Genomic DNA, 24164 nt, shown 5'->3' on the forward strand with positions numbered 1-24164 from the left:
CTTGCTCTGAAGAGATCTGGCGGCATTCGGTCAGGCGCTCGACGACTCCGGAGGACGGCGACCGGGCAGGAGCGGCGGAGGAGCGGAAGTGGAGGGCGCGTGGGGAAGTAGCTGGGTGCACTAGGCTCAGGGCTTGTGAAGGTTTTGGTTGTGGGCTCTGGTGGGCGTGAGCATGCACTGGTCTGGGCGTTGAGTCGGGATCCTGAGGTTGAGCAGGTTGTGGCGGCGCCGGGGAATCCGGGGATCGACGCCTTGCAGCCGGCGCACGACGGGCAAACGATTGTTTGCCGGTCGGTGGAGATCTCGGATCACGACGCGGTGGTGGCACTGGCTCAGGAGGTTGGCGCCGATCTGGTGGTGGTCGGTCCGGAGGCGCCGCTGGTCGCCGGGCTGGCGGATCCGCTCAGGGCAGCCGGGATCGCGGTGTTCGGGCCGTCCATGGATGCTGCCCAGATCGAGGGGTCCAAGGCTTTTGCCAAGGACGTGATGGCTGCGGCCAGCGTGCCGACCGGGCGGGCCTACGTTTGTACGACGCCGGAGCAGGCGGCCGAGGCGATCGACGCGTTCGGGCCGCCGTACGTGGTGAAGGACGACGCGCTTGCTGCCGGCAAGGGTGTGGTGGTGACGTCGGACCGGGCCGAGGCGCTGGAGCACGCCGCGGGCTGTGACCAGGTGCTGATCGAGGAGTTCCTCGACGGCCCCGAGGTCTCGCTGTTCGCGATCACCGACGGCGTCACCGTACTTCCGATGCAGCCGGCGCAGGACTTCAAACGCCTTGCGGACAACGACGAAGGCCCCAACACCGGCGGCATGGGCGCGTACACCCCGTTGCCCTGGGCACCGGAAGGTCTGGTCGAGGAGATCACCGAGAAGGTGCTCCAGCCGACCATCGACGAGCTCCGCCGTCGCGGCACCCCGTTCAGCGGACTCCTGTACGCCGGCCTCGCCCTCACCTCCCGTGGCGTCCGCGTGATCGAGTTCAACGCCCGCTTCGGCGACCCGGAGACGCAAGCCCTGCTGCCGCTGCTGCAGACCCCGCTCGGTGGACTCCTGTACGCCGCCGCGACCGGCAAACTCGCCGACGCCGAACCCCTGCGCTGGAAGTCAGGCGCCTCGGTCGCGGTCGTGGTCGCGGCCAAGAAGTACCCGGCCAAGCCCCGCAGCGGTGACGTGATCAGCGGCATCGACCAGGCCGAGGCCGGTGGCGTCCGCGTCTTCCACGCCGGTACGACGCTCGAGGACGGCGAGGTCGTCACGTCAGGCGGCCGGGTCCTCGCGGTCAGTGCCACCGGCAAGGATCTCGACGAGGCTCGCCAGCGCGCCTACGCAGGCGTCGGCCAGATCCTCATCAAGGGCTCGCAGCACCGCACCGACATCGCCCTCAAGGCCGCCCGCGGCGAGATCCAGCTGGAACCGGTCAGCTAAAGCAATCGAGCAAGTCCGTCGAGGATCAGCGAAAGACCGAAGTCGAACTCGTCGCCGAAGTCGTAGCCGGGCTGGAGGACATGATCCACCGCCAGCTCGGTCAGGTGCGGATACTGTCCTGAGCTGAACTGCTCCATCATCCCGCCGGCGACCTCGGCGGCATCCTCGGATCCCTCGAACGGCAACGACGCTTCCTGTACTGCGAACCCGTACACGAACGCGTCGAGCAAGGCATAGGCGTGCGCCGTCTGAGCCACCGAGAAGCCGGCCGCGCGAAAAGTCCCCACATTCGCGTCGTGATGCCGCAGCGTGGCCGGCCCCGGGCTGGTCCGCGACTCCATCAACGCTATCGCCCACGGATGCCGCCGCAACACCTCCCGCGCCGAGTGCGCCCGCTTGCCGATCTCCGCCCGCCAGTCACCGCCCGGCACCGGCAGCTCGATCTCGCCGAACACCAGATCGACGATCCCGTCCAGGATCTCGTTCTTGTTCGCGACGTAGTAGTAGACCGACATCGGCTTCACATCGAGCTGAGTGGCCAGTGACCGGATCGTCAGCCCGCCCAGTCCGCCGCCGTCCGCGACCGCGACGGCGGCACGTAGTACCCGCTCGCGGCTGAGTTGAGCGCGCTCCGTAGACCCCTGTGACCGTGGCATCGGAACGGACGATAGCAGTTTCGTACTAAGTACGATACTCTCCCCTTACTTAGTACGAAGCAGGGGAGACGGAAAGATGCGCGCAGTCGTGAGGGACAGCTACGGCACGGCCGACGTCCTGCGAGTGGCCGAGATCGCGAGACCGGCCCCAGGTCCCGGGCAGGTCTTGGTGCAGATCGAGGCGGCGGGGCTCGATCGGGGCGCCTGGCATCTGATGACCGGCAAGCCGTACCTCCTCCGTCTCGTCTTCGGCGTGCGCCGGCCGAGGAACCCCGTGCTCGGGCGGGAGCTGGCGGGTCGCGTCGTCGCCCTCGGTGAAGGGGTGACCAAGTTCGCCGAGGGCGACGAAGTGTTCGGCATCGGCGAGGGAAGCTTCGCCCAGTACGCCGTTGCGCGCGCCGACAAGCTAGCCGTGAAGCCGGCCGGTCTCAGCTTCACTGAAGCCGCGGTGCTCGGGATCTCCGGGACCACCGCGCTGCAAGCGCTCCGCGACGGCGGCAACATCCAGGCCGGCCAGAGGGTACTGATCACCGGCGCCTCCGGTGGCGTCGGCTCGTACGCGGTCCAGCTCGCCAAGGCGTTCGGCGCCGAAGTCACCGGCACCGCCAGTGCTACGAAACTCGCGCTGGTGCAGAAGCTCGGGGCCGACCATGTCCTCGACTACACCCGCGAGGACTTCGCTGACGGCGTCAACCGCTACGACCTGATCATCGACCTGGCCGGCACCCCGACGCTGAAGCGACTGCGTCGCGCACTCACCAAGACAGGGACCGCCGTCATCGCAGGGGGCGAGGGCGGTGGTCCCATCTCCGGCGGGATCGACCGGCAGCTCCGAGCGCAACTGCTGTCGCCGTTCATCCGGCAGCGGCTGACCAGCCTGCTGGCGAAAGAGAACGCCGCCGACCTCGTGGTCCTGCTGGAGCTGGTCGAAGCGGGCAAGGTGCTGCCGAGTATCGACAGTGTGGTGCCGCTGGACGGGGTGCCGCAGGCTCTCGTCGACCTCGGCGACGGCTTGGTGAGCGGCAAGATCGCGGTCGCCGTCTCCTGATGTGGACGTCCCGACCCCCGGCGGGCACTCGCCGGGGGTCCCGTCTTGTTGCCGCAAAGCGCATCCCGTGAGTCGTCCGCGTTACCGATGGCAACGGACCGGAAATCCGCCGGCTGCGTGAAGCGTTTGACCTGGGCTCGGGCCGGCGGTCTGGTCAATTGTCCAGGAAATGCCCGGGAAATCGTCGGGTAATCCGCCGGTGATTGAGCGCCGATGGCGGGCTTGTAAATTCTGTAAAACGCCTCGGACTGGCCGGATCGATGGCCTACAGTCGCTGCTGAACAGTTCGAGCATGCCGCCCCGCTGGCTCGAAAGACCCTCCCAGGTCATTGTTGGTTCATTTGTATTGCGGGGATTATTGATCCGTGGGGGATTGATCAGAATGCCTGTGAATACCACCTTGCCCGCTGTCGACGACATTCTCGGACCAGCGGGTATGCGATTCTTCGGCCGCGGCTTCCGCCGGGTCGGTTATGACGTCTCGGACCTGACGGCGGGCTGTGCCGATCAGATCCCCTGGGCCTCCGCCGGCGTCGACGTCAGTTATCCGAGCGACTGGGTCGCGGAAGGCCGTCGGCACCGACCTCCGCCCGCACTTCAGCACCATCGACGCCCTGGTCCTCGGCGCCCAGTTGGCCGAGCACTGCCTGCAGTCTCCCGGTCAGGACCCTGAGATCCTCGCCCACAGTTGGCTGCGCAAGGTCCGGATCACCGCCGGCAGCAAGCCGCAGGAAGACCTGGCCGGCCTGAAGGCGACGGCTCGCAGGAAGAGCGTCCAGCCGGCCGACGAGCCCGGCTGGACGGTCTCGGTCTTCGACTCCGCGATCGGCGCGATGCGTGTCCAGTCCGAGGTCGTGCATCCCGCCGCCACGCTCGCCGAGGGCGAGTGGACCCTCGAAGAGCTGCCCGAGGGCCGGTACTACGGCGCCGGGTTCAAGGCCCGGACCCAGCACATCCGCGACCTCGAAGTACAGGATCAGACCAAGGCCAAAGCCATCCTGGAGTTGTCCGACGACGGGCAGCCAAGCACCAGCGGACTGGAGGGCGCGTACCACCCGGCGCCTTCCATGGTCGACGCCTTCGTCACCGCGCTGCAGTTGGCGCAGGTGATGATGTACGACCTGGACGGCATCCCGAGGCAAGCCAGTGACACGTTGTGGATGCGCCAGACCACGATGACTGCTCCGAAGCCCAGCAAAACAAGGGATATCCCGGTCACGACCGAGCTGGCCGATCCCGCGTTGCTGGAGATGGCTGGCGACACCTGGCGTACCTTCACCGTGCTGGCAGATGTTGCCGGCATCAACGTCCGGTCCGCCGTCACCCACCGACTGCCCGGGAGCGCGTGATGCGCGCCGCGGTCGTCTGCGGGCTGGGCGGGAGCCTGCCGCCGAGGATCGTCACCAACGACGAGCTGGCCCAGCGCCTCGACACCTCCGACGACTGGATCCGCACCAGAACAGGGATCGGCCGCCGGCACGTCGTCGATCCCGGTACTACGACCAGCCACCTGGCCGCCGAGGCCGGTCTGCGAGCCCTGAAGAGTTCCGGCCACCACACCGTCGACCTGGTCGTGCTCGCCACGACAACCCCCGATCGCACCTGCCCTGGAACGGCTCCGACCGTCGCCGCGCGGATGGGGCTGACCGACGTACCGGCGTACGACGTGTCCGCCGTGTGCTCTGGTTTCGTCTATGCCCTGCAAGCCGGGGCCGGCGCGATCGCGGCCGGATTCGCCGAGCGGGTGATGGTGATCGGCGCCGAGTCGTTCAGCACGATTCTGGCGCCCGACGACCGGACCACGTCGGTGATCTTCGGCGACGGCGCGGGCGCGGTCATCCTGCGCGCCGGCGAACCCGATGAGCTCGGCGCCTTGCAGCACTTCGATCTGGGCAGCGACGGCAGCATGGCCGACCTGATCACGATCCGCGGCGGCGGCGCCGAGCAGCGGTCGAGCGGTTCCCCGGCCAGGCCCGAGGACAGCTACTTCCGGATGGACGGCAAGTCGGTGTTCTTCGCCGCCGTACGCCGGATGGCCGAGTCCTCGCGCGCCGTGCTGGCCAAGACCGGCTGGGGAATCGAGGACGTCGACCGGCTGGTCGCCCACCAGGCGAACATCCGGATCATCCACGCCGTCGCCGGGCAACTCGGCCTGCCACCGGAACGCGCACTGATGAACATCGAACGCGTCGGCAACACGTCCGCCGCGTCCATCCCGCTGGCCCTGGCCGACGGCTTCGCATGCGGATCGCTGCGGGCCGGCGACCGGGTCCTGCTCACTGCCTTCGGTGGTGGTGCGACCTGGGGATCGGCCTCGCTCGTCTGGCCGGCCCTTTCCTCCGAACTCACCCTGCCGATCGAAAACGCAACACCCCTGCTCACCGCCCATTGAGGAGAAAACAATGTCCGCTGACGTGACCGCCCAGATCCTCGACATTCTGATCACCAAGTACGACGTACCGGCCGACGAGCTGACCGAGTCGACCGTGTTCGAAGACGTCGCGATCGATTCGCTGGCGTTGCTGGAAATGGCGCTGATGCTGGAGAAGAAGCTCGGCATCCCGATCGCCGAAGGCACCCTCGGCGGCCATCAGACGATCGCCCAGGCCGGCGCCGCGGTCGGCGCGCTGCTGACCCCGGCGTCCTGACCAGCAAGGCAGACGGAAACTGGCGGGCGGTGATGAGACGTTTGCGGATCGTGTCGATCCGTAACCGGTTCCGTGAGATCATCGCCCCACAGTTCGGTTCGATGGCTGGGGGGGACAGGAGCCGCTAATGACCGCCCTTGAGACGACCACAGACACTGCCCGCGGGCACAGTTCCGATCGCTATCGCCGGTCCGAGCTGGCCGGCTTCCTGCGGGCCCGTCGCGAAGGGCTGACGCCGGACGAGGTCGGTCTGCCGCACGAGACCCGCCGGCGCCGTACGCCGGGGCTGCGCCGCGAAGAGGTCGCCGTCCTGGCCAACGTCGGCGTCACTTGGTACACGTGGATGGAGCAGGCGCGGGACATCTCGGTGTCCGCCGAGATCCTCGCGTCGGTGGCGAAGGTGCTGCGACTGACCGACGCCGAGCGCGACTACCTGTTCGACCTGGCCGGCCACGAGCGTCCGTCGACGACGCCCGAGGGCCCGGAATCCGTGCACGTACGGGAGTTGCTGGACAGCATCGCCGACCGGCCGGCGTACTGCGTCGACCGGTACTGGACGGTGCTGGCCAGCAACCGGCTCGGCGAGGTCGTCTTCGGCGCCGGCGCCGGCACGAACTGCCTGGAGCGGTTCTTCGTCGACGAGTCGGTCGCCGAGCGGTACCCGTTCCGTGAGGCGACCGCGAAGATGCTCATCTCGCAGTTCCGCGAGCAGGCCGCCCGGTTCGCCGGCGACCCCGGGTTCGGTGCGATGGTCGACCGGCTGGCTGCCCGGTCGCCGGTCTTCGAACACCTCTGGAAGTCTTATGTGGTTGGCGTTGCGCCGCACCTCGACCTCGTCTTCGACCACCCCGAAGCAGGCCGGATGAGCTTCTCGGCGAACGTACTGCGCCCGGTCGTCGACGACGACCGGCGGATCTTCGTCTACCACCCGAAGCCGCACACCCCGACCGCCACCGCCCTGGCCTCGCTGGCCGCCGAGGTGACCGCCGAGTGACCGCCGCCGAACGGTGGGCCGCCGCGGCGGTCCACCGCACGATCATGCTCGGCGACGCCGAGATCAGCTACCTCCCCGACGGCCGCGTCGAGCTCGAACCTCATGGCTGGTTCAGCGTTCCCGATCTCGACGGCATCTCGCCTGAGTTGCTCACGCCAACGGGGTACCTGACCGGATCCATCGGCTCGCTGCTGATCCGTACGCCGGACTGGGTCGTCCTGATCGACGCGGGCTACGGACCACGCCAGCTCGCGCGCGAGCAATCCCATCCCTCGCTGGGCGAACTCACCGGCGGCGGCCTCGCGTCGTACACCGAGGAGTACGCCGACGTCGACGCGGTCCTCTTCACCCATCTGCACGACGACCACACCGGCTGGGCGATGGCCGGCTGGCCCGGCACCAGCCTGACCGAGCGGCCACACTGCGCAGGAGCCGCCGAAGCCCCGTCGAGTTTCCACGGCCTGGCCGATGGCGAGCAACTCTTCCCAGGCCTGACAGCACTCGCATCGCCGGGCCACACGCGCGGCCATACGTCGTACCTGATCGAGCGAGAAGGCCAACAACTGTTGGTGTTCGGCGATGTGATGCACAGTCCGGTCCAGGTCGCGCGTCCGGAGTTGAACTCCTGCTTCGAGGCTGATCCGGCCAGCTCTCTCAAGTCCAGGGCGATGACGCTGGAGTATCTCCAGCAGCCCGGGGTGATCGGGGCGGGCATGCATTTCGCCGACGTGGTCTTCGGTGCAGTGGCCGACGGAGCTTGGCAGCTAGCCAGGTAGTGCGCAGTACCCCCATCAGGACGCTCTGGATGGGATCGGCGTGGGTCGTCAACCTGAGAGCATGACCACCGAAACCCTGACCGGCCGGCAGCGCCTGATCATGTGCCTGCTGCTCGGTGCCCAGTTCATGTTCGCCCTGGACTTCTCGATCGTCACGGTCGCTCTGCCGGTGATCGGCGACGACCTGGACATGACACCGGCCGAGCTCTCCTGGATCGTCACGCTGTTCGCCCTCTCCGCGGCCGGCCTGATGCTCCTGATGGGCAGGATCGGCGACTACTACGGCCGCAAGCGGATGTTCCTGATCGGGATGGCCCTGCTGACCATCGGGTCCGCGATCGGTGGGTTCGCGAACGAGCCGACCCTGGTCTACGTCGCCCGGATCCTGCAGGGTGTCGCGACGGCTGTCACCGCCCCGGCTGCCCTCGCGCTCCTGACCACCTCGTTCCCGGAAGGCCCGCTGCGCAACAAGGCGCTCGGGCTCAACGGCGCCCTGCTCTCGCTCGGCTTCGCCGTCGGTGCGGTGCTCGGCGGCGTACTGACCGACCTGCTCGGCTGGCGCTTCACCTTCTTCCTGAACGTCCCCGTCGGTCTGCTCGTCCTGGTTCTCGCCCCGGCGCTGATCAAGGAGTCCACCGAGCCGATCCGGCAGAAGCTCGACGTCCCCGGCGCGGTCACTATCTCGCTCGCGCTGCTCTCGCTCGTCCTCGGCTTCTCCCGCGCCGAGGCGAAGGGCTGGAGCTCACCGCAGGTGTGGATCCTGCTCGCCGCGGCCGCCGTCCTGTTCAGCTTCTTCTGGTTGATCGAGTCGCGGTCCCCGCACCCACTGGCCGCCGTCACCGTGCTCAAGCGGCCATCCGTTGCTCTCGGCAACCTCGGCGGCCTGCTCACCTTCTCGATGGAGAGCGGCAAGGTCTTCCTGCTGACCATCTACCTGCAGCGGGTGCTCGACAGCTCGGCCTTCCTGACCGGTATCGCCTTCGCCGTCCTCGGCGCCGGCGCGTTCACCGGTGGCATGGTCGCCGCCAAGATCATCAACAAGATCGGCGCTCGCAACACGCTGGTCTTCGGTCTGTTGTTGCAGGGGGCGACCGCCGCCACCTTCGTGCTGCTCGGCCACTCGTTCGCGGCCGGCTACGTGCACATCCTGGTGGCGACCGCTCTCGGTGGCTTCGGGCACGTACTGGCGATCGTCTCCTACACCGTCGCCGTGACGTCCGGCCTCCCGGACAGCGAGCAGGGTCTGGCCGGCGGGCTGAGCGCGATGACGCAACAGGTCGCCTTCACACTCGGTACGCCGATCCTCGCCGCCATCGCCATCACGGCGGGGGCCACGGCCGGTGCGACCAAGGACGGGATCCTGGACGGCGTACACACCGGTCTGCTGGTCGACGCCCTTGCTCTCGCGGTCGTCGCCGGTCTGATCGCCGTGCTCTACAAGGTGCCCCGGGCAACGGCAGCGCCGGCCGAGTCCGTCCAGACCGTTGAGACTGCCGAGGCAGAGGTCGCTGGATGACGAACACAGCGCAGTTGCCGACGGACTACTGGCAGTCCATCGACGATGCGCTCGGCCCCGCGGCCGGCCGGTACTTCGGAACGGGCTACAAGCACACCGGGCCGTCCATCGGCCAGGTACAGGTCCGTCACGACGCGCAGGCCTCGAGGCTGGCCGGTCACGCCTCAGTGACCGGCGACCAACTCAGTACGACGGACGCGGTCGCGCTGGTCACCGAGGCCCTGGTGGGCCTGGTGGCCGCGCGGTACTGCCCCGAAGCAGCTCGCGAGACCCGGATGATCGCGCTCGATCTCCGGGCCTCGGCCAAACCGCTCGGAGCGCCGCTCGACGACTTCCCGGTGCACGCCAGGTTGTCGGACGAGAGTGGCGGGACGCTGTCCATCGAGGCCTCGATCGGCAACATCACGGCGGTCGGGCAGGTCGTCCGGCCCACCGAGGCCAGCAGCCTGGTCGATGTCGACTCGGCCGAACGGCTGCCGTCGCTGTTCGGCGTCGGGGAGGAGCTCGCCTACCAGCGCCGCACGGTGGCGCTGACCAGAGTCACCTCCCGCAGCCCCGCCGAAGCCGAAGCCGACTTCGAAGTCACCGCCGACCGTCCCGCTGCCGACCGTCCCGCTGACGGCCGATCCGTCGCCGACCGATCCGCTGGCGCCCGGACGGGCGGGGGTCATCTCGGTGGCGACGACGTCGGGGAGGTCTGCTTCATTGATGCATTCGTGGGGGCGGTTCAGCTTGGCCAGTTGTTGCTTGCCCGGCTGGATGGGCTGGACGAGTTCGGTGGACTGTTCACCCGCCGGACCTCGTTCCGCGTCGATCGCCCGCTGCGAACCTCGCAGCGTTCGTTGCTGCACACCCGGCTCGGCCGGTCCCGGATCGTCCGGCTCGAAGGAAGTCCCTGGCGCTGCGCCGACATCGTCGCAGGCGTCGGGGATGCCATGACTGTCACCTGTTCCGTCGGTCACCGCCTACCTGACACCCATCAGGTCTGACCACTCACACTGGAGAACACCTCATGCGACTAGCAGTCTCCGGAACGTACTCGACCGGCAAGACCATCACCACGATGGCTCTGGCCCACTACACCGGCATCCCCCGCAGCGCGGCCAAGACGATGCGGGAGCTGCTGCCCATCTCGGTGCCGGGCAAGACGCTCGAGCAGTGCACGGGGTCGGAGATCCTGATGCTGATCACCCGCCGCAACACCGAGCGCGCGGTGAACGAGTCGCACCTGGGCGACAGCTTCATCTCCGACGGATCGTCCATCCACGAATGGATCTACGGCACCGTCCGGGTGATCGTCGGCGTCAACCCGACCGCCAACACGACGATGGAGAACGTCGAGCGGACCGACGAGATCCGGTACTTCGAGGACGTGATCGACAAACTCGGCGTACCGGCCAAGCAGCATGCGCTGGCTAACTACGACGCCTTCGTCCGGCTGCCGATCGAGTTCCCGATGGTTGCCGACGGCCACCGTCCGGTGAACGAGCGGTTCCGGCTGCTGGCCGACGAGATGATCCAGGCCGAGGTGGACAAGCTCGGCATCCCGACCTTCACGGCCGGCGGCACGGTCGAGGAACGCCTGGTCTCGATCACCGGCCACTACAACCTGCCCACTGTGATCTCCATCGAGGAGGCGGTGGCCCGGGCCAAGGCCGACTACGACGCCATCGACACCCGCTCCGAACTCGAACGCGTCTGAATCCCACTCCCGGGCCGGAGCTCATCACTCCGGCCCGGGGCTGCCACGACCACGAACGGAGAATCCCCCAGTGGCCCCCACCCGTCCCGCTCCCGACGGTTTCGACGCCATCCCCACCACCGGCCGTTCGGCTCGTCCGCGGCTGGTGATCGCCGACGCGGACGGGACACTGCTCCGGATCAACTCACTCTTCTCGCTGCTCCGCTTCGACGCCCGCCGCCGCAACATCCGCGAACGCGGCGAGACCTTCCTCGCCGACCTGCGGGCCCACCGCGAGCGCGGCGCTCCCCGCGAGTTCACCAACCGCCGGTACTTCACCTGGTGGCAGGACCGTGAGGTCGACGAGGTCGCGAACCTCGCCCTCGACTGGTCGAGCTCAGCGCTCGGCCCACGCAGCTTCTTCCACCCCGGCGTGATCGCGCACGTCGCCAGACACGTCGCCGCGGGCCGCGACCTGGTCGTCCTGTCGGCCTCCTTCCGGCCGGCTCTCGAACCCATCGTCCGGCGCTTCCCGCAGGCCGAGGTGATCTGCACGGAGCCGACGGTCCGCGACGGCCGCTACACCGGCGAGGTCGAACTCCCGCTCGTCGGCGAGGCCAAGCGGCAGGCGGTCTGCGATCTGCTCCGGCGCCGCAACGCGGATCTGGCCGACTCGATCGGGTACGGCGATCACCACTCCGACGCGCCTTTCATGGCGTTGCTGGGGTCACGCGTGGTGATCGGCACCAGGTTCGACGACATCAGCTGGGCGCAGCGTGAGCTCGGCTCCTTCGAGCTACTGGACCCGGGCGGCAGCGAGTGAGGCTCGCGCTGGTCGGTGCGCATGGCGCCGGCAAGACGACCTTGGCCAATGCGCTGCACGCTCAGACCGGGATCGGCGTCGTCCAGCTCAGTCCGATGCGGGATCCACGACCGGGTCATCGGAAGGAATTGGCCGACTGCTCGGCTGCGGAGATCTGCCAACTCGCAGTACGGCGGTCGTGGGAGCGGGTACGGGGCGAGACGGCTGCTCACTCCTTCATCTCGGACGGCTCGGTTCTGCACGAGTGGGCCTATCTGCTGGCCCGCTTACCCGACAACGAGGCCGTACTCCGCGGCTTCGCCGAGGGGGTCGCCATCGACACGTGGACCACCTTGGGTGAGCGGTACGACCTGATCGTCTGGGTGCCGGTGGAGTTCCCGCTGCCGGCCGATGCGCCGATCACGACCGAGTTCCAGGCGCTGCTGGACAGCTATCTCAACTCGTGGGTGACGGCGAGCGGAGTACCGATTCTCACCGTCCGTGGCTCGGTGACGGAGCGGGTCGCGACCGTTGCTTACTTTCTGCGAGAAGCTGTCTGAAGAAACTTTTCACCCCAGGCAACTTTTCGGGCATTCGGCGCATGTACATAGGTATGCCGACAATGCTGGTTGTGGAGGAGATCGCCCCGGGCGACTCACACCCGATCACACCGCCGCCACCGCCCACCCAGACCCCACCCCAAGAACCCCTCGACCAGTACCTCCGCTGGCTCTGGCGCTGACCTGCCGTGCCCTGTTGACCGTGGGGCGGTGAGGTTGAGAGAGAATGGGGTACGTGCCGACTCCTCGTAAGCCCCGGATCCCGAACGTTCTTGCTGCGCGTTACGCCAGCCCGTCCATGGCGGAGCTGTGGTCACCGGAGTACAAGATCGTGCTGGAGCGGCAGCTGTGGCTGGCCGTGCTCGGGGCGCAGAAGGAGTTCGGCGTCGACGTGCCGGACGGGGTGATCGAGGACTACCGCAGGGTGATCGACCAGGTCGACCTGGAGTCGATCGCGGCGCGGGAGCGGGTCACCCGGCATGACGTGAAGGCGCGGATCGAGGAGTTCAACGCGCTGGCCGGGCACGAGCACGTGCACAAGGGCATGACGAGCCGGGACCTGACCGAGAACGTCGAGCAGTTGCAGATCCGGGCCGGCCTCGAGCTGGTGCGCGATCGCGCGGTGGCGACCGTCGTACAGCTCGGCCAGAAGGCGGCCGACCACGCGGCGCTGGTGATGACCGGCCGCTCGCACAACGTCGCGGCGCAGGCGACCACGCTCGGTAAGCGGTTCGCCTCGGCGGCCGACGAGCTGCTGGTCGCGATCGCCCGGCTCGAGGACCTGATCGACCGGTACCCGCTGCGCGGCATCAAGGGCCCGGTGGGTACGTCGCAGGACATGCTCGACCTGTTCAACGGCCAGGAGAAGCTGCTCGCCGGGCTCGAGTCGGAGGTCGCGCAGCACCTGGGCTTCCGCCGGGTGCTGACGAGTGTCGGGCAGGTGTACCCGCGGTCGCTCGACTACGACGTCGTCTCGGCGCTCGTCCAGCTCGCCGCCGGGCCGTCCAGCCTGGCGACGACGATCCGGCTGATGGCCGGGCACGAGCTGGTCACCGAGGGCTTCAAGGAGGGCCAGGTCGGGTCGTCCGCGATGCCGCACAAGATGAACACCCGGTCCTGCGAGCGGGTCAACGGGCTGGCCGTCATCCTGCGTGGGTACGCGTCGATGACCGGCGAGCTGGCCGGCAACCAGTGGAACGAGGGCGACGTCTTCTGTTCCGTCGTACGCCGGGTCGCCCTGCCCGACGCGTTCTTCGCGCTGGACGGGTTGTTCGAGACGTTCCTGACGGTGCTGGACGAATTCGGCGTGTACCCGGCGGTCGTGGCCCGCGAGCTGGAGCGGTACCTGCCGTTCCTCACCACCACGAAGGTGCTGATGGCCGCCGTGAAGAACGGGGTCGGCCGGGAGACCGCGCACGAGGTGATCAAGGAGCACGCCGTCGCGGTGGCGCTCGACCTGCGCAAGGGGACCCCGGCGAACGACCTGTTCCACCGGCTCGGCGAGGACGGCCGGCTTGGGTTGACCGAGGAGCAGATCGTCGGCATCGTGGGCGAGCCGCTGTCCTTCACCGGAGCAGCCGTCGCGCAGGTCAACGCGGTCGTCGCCACCATCGACACGCTGGCCAAGCGCTACCCCGAGGCCGCCGCCTACACGCCGGGTGACATCCTCTAGCTCGTGTACGAACCGCTCACCCTGGTCCTGGTGGCCCTGTCGCTGGCCGCGACGATCTTCGCGCTGTCGATCGCCGGGCTGGATCGCCGGATCAACTGGCCGTTGCTCGGCCTGACCGGCGTACTCGAGGTCCTGCTGGTCGGTCAGCTGGTGGTCGGGATCGTCCAGCTCGTCGGCACGGACCGCGATGTCTCCGGCCCGTTCTTCGTCGGTTACCTGATCGGCTCGCTGCTGATCCTCCCGATCGGCGCGCTGTGGGCGCTGACCGAGAGCAGCCGCTGGGGTGCCGGCGCACTGGCGATCGCCTGCATCGTCGTACCGGTGCTCGAACTGCGGCTCCACGACCTGTGGGCGGTCTGAATGGCCGACGCATCGGCCACCCGCCACGGCCCCGGCCGAATCCTGATCGCCGTCTACGGCCTCTTCGCCCTCTCGGCAACCGGCCGAGCCGCAGTCCAGATCGCCACCCAGTTCTCCGACGCCCCGATCGCCTACATCCTCTCGGCCGTTGCCGCAGTCATCTACTGCGCCGCCACCTTCGCCCTGGCCAAAGCAACCATCATCTCCCGCAAGGTCGCCACGGTGGCGATCATCATCGAGCTGATCGGAGTCGTCGGCATCGGCGCCTTCAGCTACACCACCCCCGAAGACTTCCCCGACGCCACCGTCTGGTCCCACTTCGGCCAGGGCTACGGCTATGTCCCGTTGGTCCTCCCCATCCTGGGCTTGCTGTGGCTGCGGCGTACTAGCGGTACCAGGTAACCCGAGCTCCGCTGTTGCAGTCGAGCCGCCGGATCCAGGAGTTGCCGGGCAGTATGCCCAGGCAGAGACCGTCATTGGAGAACCTGGTCGGCGTGCTGCCCTGTGCGAAGCCCCATCCTTGCTTCGGATCGTACGGCTGGCCGTTCTTCCACCAGCAGGGGTAGGTCTTGACCTGGCTGGTGTTCGGCAACGCCGCGATGCACCGCTTGAACTGCAGATCCATCAGGTAGTGGTTGTCCGGCGCGCTCTGCCATTGCTGCGCCTCACTCCCGTTGCAGGGCAGCTGAAGTACCGCGAAGTCGTAGCCCTCATTGGTGCCGGTCAGACAGAGCCCGCTGTCCGCATTGACCAGGTTCATCACAAACGGCTCAGTCGGCGGTTCCGCAGCCGCCACCCCGGTGCCGACCATCGCTACCGCAAGCGTCGCGGCTCCGATCGCAGCCAGTCGCCGTATCCCGCCCATCACCGGTACCAGACCGTGGTTGAGCCGCTGTTGCAGTCGAGGGCTCGGACCCAGGAGTTGCCGGGGAGGATGCCTAGGCAGAGGCCTCGGTTGTTGAACTGGGTGGGGTTGCCGCTGAAGTTCCAGGTCTGGGGTTTGCTTGCTTCGTACCAGGTGCTCTCGGGGCCGTTCCACCAGCAGTCCACAGTCTTCAGCTGTCCGGTTCCCGGCAGGGTGCTCAGGCAACGACCGGTCTGGACATCCTTCATGTAGTACGCGGTCCAGCTGCTCTCCCACTGCTGGGAGTTGCTCCCGTTGCACGGCAGTTGGAGCACGGCGAAGTTCTGGCTGGCGTCAGTGCCGGTGAGGCACAGGCCGCTGTTCTGGTTGACCAGGTTCATCCGGAACGGCGGCGGCTGTGGATCGGCGGTTGCCGTGGTGGTGCCGAGGGTGGTGGCGGCGAGTAGGGCGGTGGTCAGGGCCAGTAGGCGGCGCGTAGTACGGAGCATCAGCTTTCCCCCAGGTGATCGGTCGACCTCTCAACCATGAGGGATGTGGGCTTGTCCGTGGGGTGGGTCTGCCCTGGTGGACGTGGGGGTTGGCGTGTTCGGGCGGGACTCCCAGGGAACTGCCAGGCGTGTACAGGGAGTGGCTAAGGTTCGCTGGACAGTATCGGGGGCATGCAGACATCAGGTCATCCTCGGGTCGAGATCGTCGTACCCGTTCGCAATGAGGAGTACGACCTCGGTCCCAATATTCGGCGGCTGCGCGCGTTTCTGGACAGTGCGTTCCCGTTTCCGGCCGAGGTCTGCATCGCCGACAACGGCAGTACCGATGCCACCTGGGAGATCGGGGCGCTGCTGGCGACCGAGCTGCCGGGGGTCCGGATCGTCCGGATCGAGGAGCCGGGGCGTGGTCGTGCGCTGAAGCAGGTCTGGTCGTCCAGCGAGGCGGAAGTCCTCGCCTACATGGACGTCGACCTCTCGACCAATCTCAATGCACTGCTTCCGCTGGTGGCTCCGCTGCTCGCGGGGCACAGCGACGTGGCGATCGGATCGCGGCTGGCGCGAGGGTCTCGGGTGGTGCGACGGCCCAAGCGGGAGGCCATCTCCCGGGGCTACAACCTGTTGCTGCGGGCAACCTTGGGGACGAGGTTCTCGGACGCGCAGTGCGGGTTCAAGGCGATCCGGCGGGACGTCGCCGTCGAGTTGCTGCCGCTGGTCCAGGACACGAGCTGGTTCTTCGACACAGAGCTGCTGGTACTTGCCGAGCGGGCCGGTCTGCGGATCCACGAAGTACCGGTCGACTGGGTCGACGACCTCGACTCGCGGGTCGCGATCGCCAAGACCGTCGTCGAGGACCTGCGCGGGATCGCCCGGCTGAGCAAGAACCTCGGCCGCGGCCGGATCCCGCTCGAGTCGGTGCGGCAGGCATTCGGCCGGCCCCCGATCGCCGATCCGCGGACCGCGCTCGCTGCTCGCGTACTGCGCTTCGCCGGCGTCGGCGTGGTCAGCACGCTCGCATACATCCTTCTGTACCTGGCTTTGCGGCACGCGATGCCGGCTCAGGTCGCCAACGTCCTCGCCCTGCTGATCACCGCGATCGGTAACACCGCACTCAACCGCCGCGTCACGTTCGGCGTACGGGGTGTGGAGAACCGCACCAAGCACCAACTGCGCGGACTGGTCACCTTCGGCATCGGCTGGGCGCTGACCGCTTCCGCGCTGTGGCTGTTGCACACGGCGGTCGCAGTACCAGCACACAGCGTCGAGATCGTCGTCCTGACGGCCGCCAACCTGGCCGCGACGATCGTCCGGTTCAGCCTCTTCCAGGCCTGGGTCTTCGACGACGAGGCGCCCACCTTCCCCACTCTCGAACCCCCGGCGGTTCTCGACAGCACCCGGAGCAATTGATGAGCACTCTGACCGAACCGACGACAGCGGCGCCGTCGCGCGCCGAACGCAGCCGGCCGGGGGCGCGCGTCACGGCCTACGCGATCAGCCGCGACAAGGCGCTGTTCGGTGGCCTGCTGGTCCTGACCGCGATCGCCTACCTGTGGGGGCTCTCCAAGAACGGCTACGCCAACGAGTTCTATGCCGCCGCCGTGCAGGCGGGCTCGACGAGCTGGAAAGCCTGGTTCTTCGGGGCGTTCGACTCGTCGAGCTTCATCACCGTCGACAAGCCGCCGGCCTCGCTGTGGGTGATGGGGCTGTCCGGACGGATCTTCGGCTTCGGCGTCTGGAGCATGCTGATCCCACAAGCGCTGATGGGCGTGGTGAGCGTCGGCTTCGTGTATGTGTCGGTACGCCGCTGGTTCTCGGCCAATGCCGGGTTGCTCGCGGGTGCCGTGCTGGCGCTGACGCCGGTGGCCGTGTTGATGTTCCGGTTCAACAACCCGGACGCGTTGCTGATCCTGCTGCTGGTGATGGGCGCTTGGGCGGTGACCCGGGCGATCGACTCGGAGAAGTACGCGTGGCGCTGGATGGCGCTGGCCGGGGCGCTGGTCGGCTTCGGATTCCTGACGAAGATGCTGCAGGCGTTCCTGGTCCTGCCGGCCTTCGGTCTGGCGTACCTGGTCGCGGGCAAGCCGGCGCTGGGGAAGCGGCTGGTGCACAGCTTGATCGCGCTGGCTGCGCTGATCGTCAGTGCAGGTTGGTGGATCGCGATCGTCGAGTTGATCCCGGCGTCGGCGCGGCCGTACATCGGTGGGTCGTCGACGAACAGCATTCTCGAGTTGACCCTTGGCTACAACGGGCTCGGCCGGTTGACGGGTAACGAGACCGGGTCGGTCGGCGGTGGCGTCGGCAACCCCGGATGGGGTGGCGCGACCGGGTTGCAGCGGTTGTTCGGTGGTGAGTTCGCGAGTCAGATCGCGTGGTTGCTGCCGGCCGCGTTGCTGGCGACCGCTGTGCTGATCGTTGCTGCGGGCAAGGGTGGACGGACGAATCGGACGCGGGCCTTCGCGATTCTGTGGGGCGGTTGGCTGCTGGTGACCGGGCTGGTCTTCAGCTTCATGCAGGGGATCATCCACAGCTACTACATGATCGCGCTGGCGCCGGCGATCGGTGCGTTGGTCGGTGCGGCGGCGATGGTGCTGTGGCGGCGGCGTAGTGAGTGGCTGGCCCGGGCGACGCTTGCGGGTGGAGCGTTGCTGACAGCCGGTTGGAGCTTGTCGTTGCTGAACGCGACGCCGACGTGGCAGCCGTGGTTGCGGTGGACCGTGCTGATCGTCGGTGTGGTGGCTGCTGGGCTGGTGCTGGTGCTGCCGGAGTTGACGCTGCATCGGACGGCGGTACGGCGTACCGGGCTGTTCGCGGCGACGCTGCTCGCGTTGACGGCGCTGGCCGGGCCGGCGGCGTACACGGTGCAGACGATCAGTACGACACACGCCGGCGCGATCCCGTCGGCTGGGCCCGCTGGTGCGGGTGGCCCTGGTGGGTTCGGCGGTGGCCGGATGGGCATGCCTCCTGGGCGGCCCGCCAATGGTGCGCCTGGAACGACTACTGCGCCTGGCACTACGACCGCACCTGGTACTACCGGGCAGGGCGCTCCGACTGGGCGCACGCAGGGTGGCGGTGGGATGGGTGGCTTCCTTGGCGGTGGCGGGATCAGTGGGGTCTCCAGTGATCTGGTCTCGCTGTTGCAGCAGGGCGCCAAGGGGTACACCTGGGCGGCTGCGGCGATCACCTCCAATGCGGCGGCTCCGCTGCAGATCGCGGCCGAGGTCCCGATCATGTCGATCGGCGGCTTCAACGGAACCGATCCGGCGCCGTCGCTCGCCGAGTTCCAGCAATTGGTTGCCCAGGGCAAGGTCCACTACTTCGTCGGCAGCTCCGGCGGCGGCTTCGGCGGCGGCCGCGGCGGCACCTCGAGCGAGATCAGTACCTGGGTGGCGCAGAACTACACGGCGCAGACCGTCGGCGGCACCACCATCTACGACCTCAGCAGCAAGTGAACGGGAGCAGGAGAATGACTGAGACAACCAACCACACGAGCGCTCCGGTACCGCAGTGGGTAGGGGGTGCCCAGCACCAGCCACCGCCCGGTGCGCCGACTCCGGCGCACATCGGTGGACCGATTCCGGCGCAGACCGGTGGTCCGGCGGGGCCGGGTGAGCCTGGCCAGGCTCCGTACCAGGTCCAGCAGCAGGCTCCGGAGAAGTCCGGCACGAAGCGGCCGAGTGGGCTGGTGCTCGCCGGGGCTGGGTCGTTGCTGGCGGTGCTGGCCTTCCTGGGTGGGACTGCGGTGGGGCATGCCTGGGGTGACGGCAATGGGACCACGCCGACGCAGGGTGGGCCCGGTGGTGGGTTCCCGCAGTTCCCGGGGCAGGGGCAGTTCCCGGGGCAAGGGACCGTACCGGGGCAGGGCCAGCAGGGGACGGTGCCGCAGCAAGGCCAGCAGGGGACGGTGCCGCAGCAGGGCCAGCAAGGCGTCGTACCGGGGCAAGGGACAGTACCGGGGCGGGGGCAGCAGGGGACCGGGACCGGGCAGACTCGGACCAGTTAGTCGGGTGGTCTTGAGCGTGTCGGCCGTGTCTCGGGATGCGGGCGACACGCTCAAACGTTCGTTAGAGTGAATTGCGGGGTAAGGATCGGGCGTGGAATGGTCGAACGTCACCTGGTTCCTGACCGCGCTCGGGGCGGTCGTCGTGCTGCTGACGCGTGTCCGGCTGGGCGGTGATCCCGAGGGCACGTCCCGCTCCAGCGGTGTGGCGAGCTTCTCCGCCGCCTTCGTCAAGGTGCACACGACCGTCGGTGTGCTGACCCTGATCGCCTGGATCGTTGCCATGGTCACCGGGCGCAAGGAGATCGCGATCGGCGCGCTGGGCGGGTGGTACCTGCTCTCCCTGGTCGGATTGTTGCTGCTGGCCCGCTGGCTGCCGAGCGCGAGCAAACACGCGAGGGACAAGGCGACCGACGCCTGGGGCAGCGGCGCCGGCCTGTCCTTGCTCGGTCACCTCGGCATGGTCGTCGGCAGTGCGTACTTCACCTTCGTCACCTTCACCGACCGGCTCTGACTACGACGGCAGCAGGCGCAGTCGCAACGCGCGCAGTACGGTCTGCGGGCGGGAGAGCACGCTCGGATGGTCGAGCATCGTGGTCACCCGGGCCGACTGCAGGCCCAGCCCGGGATCCAGCGCCGCGGCTCGTGCCACGAGACCGGATCTCCACTTGGCCAGGCGATAGCCGCGCGGGTACGGACCGTCCACATGCGGCAACTCCAGGTCGGCGAACGTCGACACCCGCCACGCGGCATCGACGACCAGCCGTACCTGCTCGAAGTACTGCCGAGCCGGCTTGTCCAGCACCGGATCGGACCGCAGATAAGCGGACAAGCACGACGCGTGCAGCGTCGCCGACGTCATCCCCTGCCCATAGACCGGATTGAACGACGCGACCGCATCACCCGCGACGATCAGCCTGGCGGGGAAGCGCTTCAGCCGGTGGTACTCGCGGCGTCGGCTGTCCGCCTGGTGGTAGGTGATCACGTCGCCGAGCAGCTCGCCATGGTCCGCGATCTGCCCGAAATCGGGCGGGAAGTCCTCCCGGCAGCGCTTCCTGAAGTCGCCGAGGTCACGGGTCGGCCGATCGTCGCCGTAGCCCGCGACCAGTACCAGCCAGCGATCTCCCTCGACGGCCAGTACGCCGCCTTGCCGTGGCGTGACCATGCCGCCGGCCTGGTTCTGCGCGATCGAGATCCCGACGTCGCTGATCTTCGGGTCCCGCCGGAACAGCGCGCTCGCGTAGTTGAGCTTGATCGGCATTCGCAGCATCGGCGGCTGCGGCCACCCGGCCGCGCCGAGCCAGTCACTCAGCCGGCTCGACCGTCCGGTCGCGTCGACCACCAGGTCCGCGGGCTCGACGACCAATTCGCCGCCCGCCGGTTGGTACCGGACGGCGCTCACCCGATCGCCGTCGAACTCGAGTCCGTCCGCCCTCCCGTGGACGACCTTGATGTTCTCGATGGCCAGGGTTCGTCGCCGCACGTGGTACTCGAGAAACGGCCGCGTGCTCACCAATGACTGACCGAGCGTGCCGGCCGGCGCCTGTGGGGCCATCACGCCGTTGAAGTAGTTGCGGATCTGCTCCGGCGGCGGATCCACCGCGCCATCCGCGAGCGCGGCGGCGGTGAACCCGGGGAACCATCGATCGAGTTGCGCATGTCCGGCCGGTAGCAGCGCATGTACCTGACTGCCCTGCGGTACGCCGGGGCGCGGCAACGCCGACTCCTCGGACCCGTCCCGCTCGATCACCAGTACTTCGTCAGCGTGGTCGCTCAGCACCCGGGCCGCCATCAGCCCCGCCATGCTCCCGCCGAGCACGATCGCGCGACGGAGCAGAACGCGCGTCTCCGCGGGCGGCTCCGAGGTCGCGATCCGGGCGAAGCGCTCCGCGACTGACTGTGCCATCTGGCCCCCAGGCTCTAAATACGGAAGTGACTGCCACTTTAGAGTCGGTGCCGGTAACTCGTTGTGCTAGGCGTGTCGCAATCCGCTCAACAGGGCGGCCAGGCTCTGCCGTACCCCGCTCTCGAAGGCCTCGGCCGACAGCGTCGTACCGGCGCCCGCGACCCGGTCGTAGAGCAAGCCGTCCATCATCGCGGCGACCGGCCAGGCGACGGTGTCGGCGTCCGGGACGCCCAATGCGGCGAGCAGGTCGGCGAGGCCTTCGCGGAGGAGTCGGCCGCCCTGGGTGATCGCGTCGCGCAGCTCTGGTTGACGGCTGGCCTCGAGGGAGAGTTCGTAGCGGGCGATGAGGTCGTAGGGGCGGTCGCGGGCCAGGTCGACGACCATGCGGACCAGGAGCTCGCGTAGCTCGGCGTCAGACGGCGGACCTGCGGGCGGGGTGGGGGATGGGTCAGTGGGGCGGTCTGTGGACGGCGGCCCCGCGGGCGGCGAGTTGCGGGCGAGGTCTCGCTCGAGCATGCGGTTGACGCAGGCGGTGAGGAGGGCGCCGCGGGTGCGTAGGTAGTACGACGTCGAGCCGGGTGGCAGGCCGGCTTCCTCGTCGACCGCGCGGTGGGTGAGGCCGCGCAGGCCCCGGGTCGCCACGAGCTGGATGGCCGCGTCCGCGATGGCGGCCCGGCGGTCCTCGCCGAGCGGCACCTTTTTCGTCACGCGCATACTCTACTCATCCGGACTCTACAGATGTAGAGTCGGGACCATGAGGACAGCGATCGTGGTGGGAGCGGGGATCGGTGGGGTGACGGCGGCCGTCGCGCTGGAGCAGTGCGGCTGGCAGGTCACGGTGCTGGAGCGGTCGGCGGAGCTGGGGGAGGTCGGAGCGGGCATCTCGGTCTGGCCGGGGGCTGCTGCGGTGCTGGAGGAGTTGGGTGTCGAGGGGGTCGCGAAGGCCGCGCGGCTGGGGGAGGCGGCCGGGATGCGCCGGTGGGACGGGCGGTGGATCGTCGAGGCGGCCGAGCTGGGGATCGAGCTGCCGGTGATGCTCCACCGAGCCCAACTCCACCAGCTGATCACCAATCGGCTCGGCCCGGCGGTGACGATCCACACGGGCACGACGGTGACCGGCCTCACGCAGGACGCGGAGGGGGTCACGGTTGCGGCAACCAGGGTGGGGTCGGGTGGTGCGGCGTCGGGCGGGGCAGGGGCTGGCGGCCTGGGGCCGGGTAGTGCGGAGTACCGGGCGGAGTTGGTGGTGGCTGCTGATGGGATTCGGTCGGGCATTCGTGGGTTGCTGGCTCCGGAGTACCAGGGGCCTCGGTACTCGGGCTATACGGCGTACCGGGGGATCGCCGAGCTGGAGGTCGAGGACAGTGGTGGCGAGACTTGGGGCCGTGGGCAACGATTCGGGTTCGCGAAGCTGATCGATGGCCGGATCTATTGGTATGCAACGGCTAATCGCGAACCGGGCGGTGCCGATGACGACGTAAAGATTTTGTTCGCCAACTGGCATGAGCCCATTCCGGCGTTGCTCGCGGCCACGCCGAACGTGCTGCGGAACGACATCTACGACCTGCAGACCCCGCTGGTCCCGTTCGTCCACGGCCGTGTGCTCCTGCTCGGCGACGCGGCGCACGCGATGACGCCGAACATGGGCCGCGGCGCCTGCTCAGCGATCGAGGACGCCGGTGCGCTCGCCCGCGTACTACGCGCAGGCAAGGACCTGACCGCGTACGACGCCGAGCGCCGCCCCGCGACGACCAAGCTGGTCAAGCGCTCGCACCAGATCGGCGTACTCGGCCAGCTGGACAGCAAGTTCGCCTGCACACTCCGTGACGCCGTCCTCGCGATGGGCGGCAAAACAGCCGGATTGCTGGCCAGGCGTCGCAAGGTGGAACAATCGCCGGTGTGATCACACCTCCGCAGGCTGTTGAGATCCCCGGTGCGAAGCATCTCCACTCCGGCAAGGTCCGGGATCTGTACGAGCTGGAGTCGGGCAATCTCCTGATGGTCGCGAGCGACCGGATGAGCGCGTTCGACTGGATCCTGGACACGCCGATCCCGGACAAGGGCAAGGTGCTGACCGCGATGAGCCTGTGGTGGTTCGAGCAGCTCGACGTGCCGAACCACATCATCTCGACCGATGTGCCGGCCGAGGTCGCGGGCCGGGCGGTGATCTGCGAGAAGCTGGAGATGCTGCCGGTCGAGTGCGTCGCCCGCGGCTACCTGAGCGGCTCCGGCCTGCTCGACTACAACGCGACCGGCGAGGTCTGCGGCATCCCGTTGCGCGCCGGACTGGTCGAGGGATCCCGCCTGGACGAGCCGATCTTCACCCCGGCGACCAAGGCCGACCTCGGCGAACACGACGAGAACGTCTCGTACGACGCGGTCGTGGCGACCGTCGGCGCCGAGCTGGCCGGCGCGCTGCGGAAGCTGACGCTCGACATCTACTCGCAGGCACATGCGACCGCCGAGCAGCACGGGATCATCCTGGCCGACACCAAGTTCGAGTTCGGCACCCGCGCGGACGGGACGATCGTGCTCGCCGATGAGGTCCTCACGCCGGACTCCAGCCGCTTCTGGCCGGCCGCGGAATGGGCTCCGGGCAAGCAGCAGCCGTCGTACGACAAGCAGATCGTGCGCGACTGGCTGCAGTTCGACTCGGGTTGGGACCGGCACTCGGGGGAGGCGCCGCCGCCGTTGTCGGCCGAGGTGATCGAGCGGACGCGGTCGGCGTACATCGACGCCTACGAGCGCCTCACCGGCCAGAAGTTCAGCTAGG

At 68.3% G+C, this 24164-nt stretch carries 26 protein-coding genes and 1 pseudogene; 22 read left to right on the forward strand and 5 right to left on the reverse strand.

Features of this window, described 5'->3' with window-relative positions; genetic code table 11:
• Positions 1–135: 135 nt before the first annotated feature.
• Positions 136–1425 (forward strand): phosphoribosylamine--glycine ligase, encoded by a 1290-nt coding sequence (gene purD, locus ABD116_RS24670; RefSeq protein ID WP_343974731.1) that lies wholly within the window; start codon positions 136–138, stop codon positions 1423–1425.
• Here the strand turns inward: purD and ABD116_RS24675 are convergent.
• Positions 1422–2081 (reverse strand): TetR/AcrR family transcriptional regulator, encoded by a 660-nt coding sequence (locus ABD116_RS24675; RefSeq protein ID WP_343974734.1) that lies wholly within the window; start codon positions 2079–2081, stop codon positions 1422–1424. The genes purD and ABD116_RS24675 overlap by 4 nt on opposite strands.
• Before the next feature lie 76 nt (positions 2082–2157).
• Here ABD116_RS24675 and ABD116_RS24680 point away from each other — a divergent pair, with 76 nt between their 5' ends.
• From ABD116_RS24680 to ABD116_RS24745, 15 genes and pseudogenes are all read left to right on the forward strand, one after another.
• A complete protein-coding gene (locus tag ABD116_RS24680; RefSeq protein ID WP_343974737.1) occupies positions 2158–3129 on the forward strand; it encodes an NAD(P)-dependent alcohol dehydrogenase in 972 nt (323 codons plus the stop codon).
• A 436-nt stretch (positions 3130–3565) separates the two neighbouring features.
• A pseudogene (locus ABD116_RS41845) lies at positions 3566–3622 on the forward strand (hypothetical protein); the annotation flags it as partial.
• A gap of 7 nt (positions 3623–3629) precedes the next feature.
• Positions 3630–4478 carry an AvrD family protein gene (locus ABD116_RS24685; protein WP_343974740.1) on the forward strand — a complete coding sequence of 283 codons (849 nt, stop codon included), beginning with the start codon at positions 3630–3632 and terminating at the stop codon, positions 4476–4478.
• Positions 4478–5521: a beta-ketoacyl-ACP synthase III gene (locus ABD116_RS24690; RefSeq protein ID WP_343974743.1), complete on the forward strand. Its 1044-nt coding sequence runs from the start codon at positions 4478–4480 to the stop codon at positions 5519–5521. The genes ABD116_RS24685 and ABD116_RS24690 overlap by 1 nt, the downstream gene beginning before the upstream one ends.
• Before the next feature lie 10 nt (positions 5522–5531).
• Positions 5532–5777: a phosphopantetheine-binding protein gene (locus ABD116_RS24695; RefSeq protein ID WP_343974746.1), complete on the forward strand. Its 246-nt coding sequence runs from the start codon at positions 5532–5534 to the stop codon at positions 5775–5777.
• Positions 5778–5904: 127 nt separating this feature from the next.
• A complete protein-coding gene (locus ABD116_RS24700; RefSeq protein ID WP_343974749.1) occupies positions 5905–6771 on the forward strand; it encodes a helix-turn-helix transcriptional regulator in 867 nt (288 codons plus the stop codon).
• Positions 6768–7547, forward strand: a complete 780-nt coding sequence (locus ABD116_RS24705; RefSeq protein WP_343974751.1) for an MBL fold metallo-hydrolase — start codon at positions 6768–6770, stop codon at positions 7545–7547. Before ABD116_RS24700 ends, ABD116_RS24705 begins: the two co-directional genes overlap by 4 nt.
• 61 nt (positions 7548–7608) lie before the next feature.
• A complete protein-coding gene (locus ABD116_RS24710) occupies positions 7609–9063 on the forward strand; it encodes an MFS transporter (protein WP_343974754.1) in 1455 nt (484 codons plus the stop codon).
• Positions 9060–10052, forward strand: a complete 993-nt coding sequence (locus ABD116_RS24715; RefSeq protein WP_343974757.1) for an AvrD family protein — start codon at positions 9060–9062, stop codon at positions 10050–10052. Before ABD116_RS24710 ends, ABD116_RS24715 begins: the two co-directional genes overlap by 4 nt.
• Positions 10053–10075: 23 nt before the next feature.
• Positions 10076–10765 (forward strand): AAA family ATPase, encoded by a 690-nt coding sequence (locus ABD116_RS24720; RefSeq protein ID WP_343974760.1) that lies wholly within the window; start codon positions 10076–10078, stop codon positions 10763–10765.
• A gap of 70 nt (positions 10766–10835) precedes the next feature.
• The gene (locus tag ABD116_RS24725) at positions 10836–11567 is read left to right on the forward strand and encodes an HAD family hydrolase (RefSeq protein ID WP_343974763.1); all 732 of its coding nucleotides are present in this window, start codon (positions 10836–10838) and stop codon (positions 11565–11567) included.
• Positions 11564–12106: an AAA family ATPase gene (locus ABD116_RS24730; protein WP_343974766.1), complete on the forward strand. Its 543-nt coding sequence runs from the start codon at positions 11564–11566 to the stop codon at positions 12104–12106. Before ABD116_RS24725 ends, ABD116_RS24730 begins: the two co-directional genes overlap by 4 nt.
• A 226-nt stretch (positions 12107–12332) precedes the next feature.
• Positions 12333–13778, forward strand: coding sequence for an adenylosuccinate lyase (gene purB, locus ABD116_RS24735; protein WP_343974769.1), 1446 nt, complete (start codon positions 12333–12335; stop codon positions 13776–13778).
• Between the two features lie 3 nt (positions 13779–13781).
• Positions 13782–14138, forward strand: a complete 357-nt coding sequence (locus ABD116_RS24740) for a hypothetical protein (protein WP_343974772.1) — start codon at positions 13782–13784, stop codon at positions 14136–14138.
• Positions 14139–14540, forward strand: a complete 402-nt coding sequence (locus ABD116_RS24745) for a hypothetical protein (RefSeq protein ID WP_343974775.1) — start codon at positions 14139–14141, stop codon at positions 14538–14540.
• On the opposite strand, the gene ABD116_RS24750 is transcribed toward ABD116_RS24745, so the two are convergent.
• Entirely contained in the window at positions 14524–15003 is a 480-nt protein-coding gene (locus tag ABD116_RS24750; RefSeq protein WP_343974778.1) for a ricin-type beta-trefoil lectin domain protein, read from the reverse strand. The genes ABD116_RS24745 and ABD116_RS24750 overlap by 17 nt on opposite strands.
• A complete protein-coding gene (locus ABD116_RS24755) occupies positions 15003–15491 on the reverse strand; it encodes a ricin-type beta-trefoil lectin domain protein (protein WP_343974781.1) in 489 nt (162 codons plus the stop codon). The genes ABD116_RS24750 and ABD116_RS24755 overlap by 1 nt, the downstream gene beginning before the upstream one ends.
• Before the next feature lie 171 nt (positions 15492–15662).
• Here ABD116_RS24755 and ABD116_RS24760 point away from each other — a divergent pair, with 171 nt between their 5' ends.
• The 4 genes from ABD116_RS24760 (at position 15663) to ABD116_RS24775 (ending at position 19999) form a co-directional block, all read left to right on the forward strand.
• Positions 15663–16895: a bifunctional glycosyltransferase family 2/GtrA family protein gene (locus tag ABD116_RS24760; protein WP_343974784.1), complete on the forward strand. Its 1233-nt coding sequence runs from the start codon at positions 15663–15665 to the stop codon at positions 16893–16895.
• The gene (locus ABD116_RS24765; RefSeq protein ID WP_343974787.1) at positions 16895–18937 is read left to right on the forward strand and encodes a glycosyltransferase family 39 protein; all 2043 of its coding nucleotides are present in this window, start codon (positions 16895–16897) and stop codon (positions 18935–18937) included. Before ABD116_RS24760 ends, ABD116_RS24765 begins: the two co-directional genes overlap by 1 nt.
• A gap of 14 nt (positions 18938–18951) precedes the next feature.
• Entirely contained in the window at positions 18952–19488 is a 537-nt protein-coding gene (locus ABD116_RS24770) for a hypothetical protein (protein WP_343974790.1), read from the forward strand.
• Between the two features lie 91 nt (positions 19489–19579).
• A complete protein-coding gene (locus tag ABD116_RS24775) occupies positions 19580–19999 on the forward strand; it encodes a hypothetical protein (protein WP_343974793.1) in 420 nt (139 codons plus the stop codon).
• Here ABD116_RS24775 and ABD116_RS24780 read toward each other — a convergent pair whose 3' ends face one another.
• Positions 20000–21391 (reverse strand): FAD-dependent oxidoreductase, encoded by a 1392-nt coding sequence (locus ABD116_RS24780; protein WP_343974797.1) that lies wholly within the window; start codon positions 21389–21391, stop codon positions 20000–20002.
• A 66-nt stretch (positions 21392–21457) separates the two neighbouring features.
• On the reverse strand, positions 21458–22099 hold the full coding sequence (locus tag ABD116_RS24785) for a TetR/AcrR family transcriptional regulator (protein ID WP_343974799.1): 642 nt from the start codon (positions 22097–22099) through the stop codon (positions 21458–21460).
• A gap of 46 nt (positions 22100–22145) precedes the next feature.
• On the opposite strand from ABD116_RS24785, the gene ABD116_RS24790 reads away from it, so the two are divergent.
• Positions 22146–23294 (forward strand): FAD-dependent monooxygenase, encoded by a 1149-nt coding sequence (locus ABD116_RS24790; RefSeq protein ID WP_343974802.1) that lies wholly within the window; start codon positions 22146–22148, stop codon positions 23292–23294.
• Positions 23291–24163: a phosphoribosylaminoimidazolesuccinocarboxamide synthase gene (locus ABD116_RS24795; RefSeq protein WP_343974805.1), complete on the forward strand. Its 873-nt coding sequence runs from the start codon at positions 23291–23293 to the stop codon at positions 24161–24163. The genes ABD116_RS24790 and ABD116_RS24795 overlap by 4 nt, the downstream gene beginning before the upstream one ends.
• The last annotated feature ends 1 nt before the right edge of the window (position 24164 follow it).

Origin of the sequence: Kribbella koreensis (assembly GCF_039525325.1) — a bacterium.
GTDB classification, from domain to species: Bacteria; Actinomycetota; Actinomycetes; order Propionibacteriales; family Kribbellaceae; genus Kribbella; species Kribbella koreensis.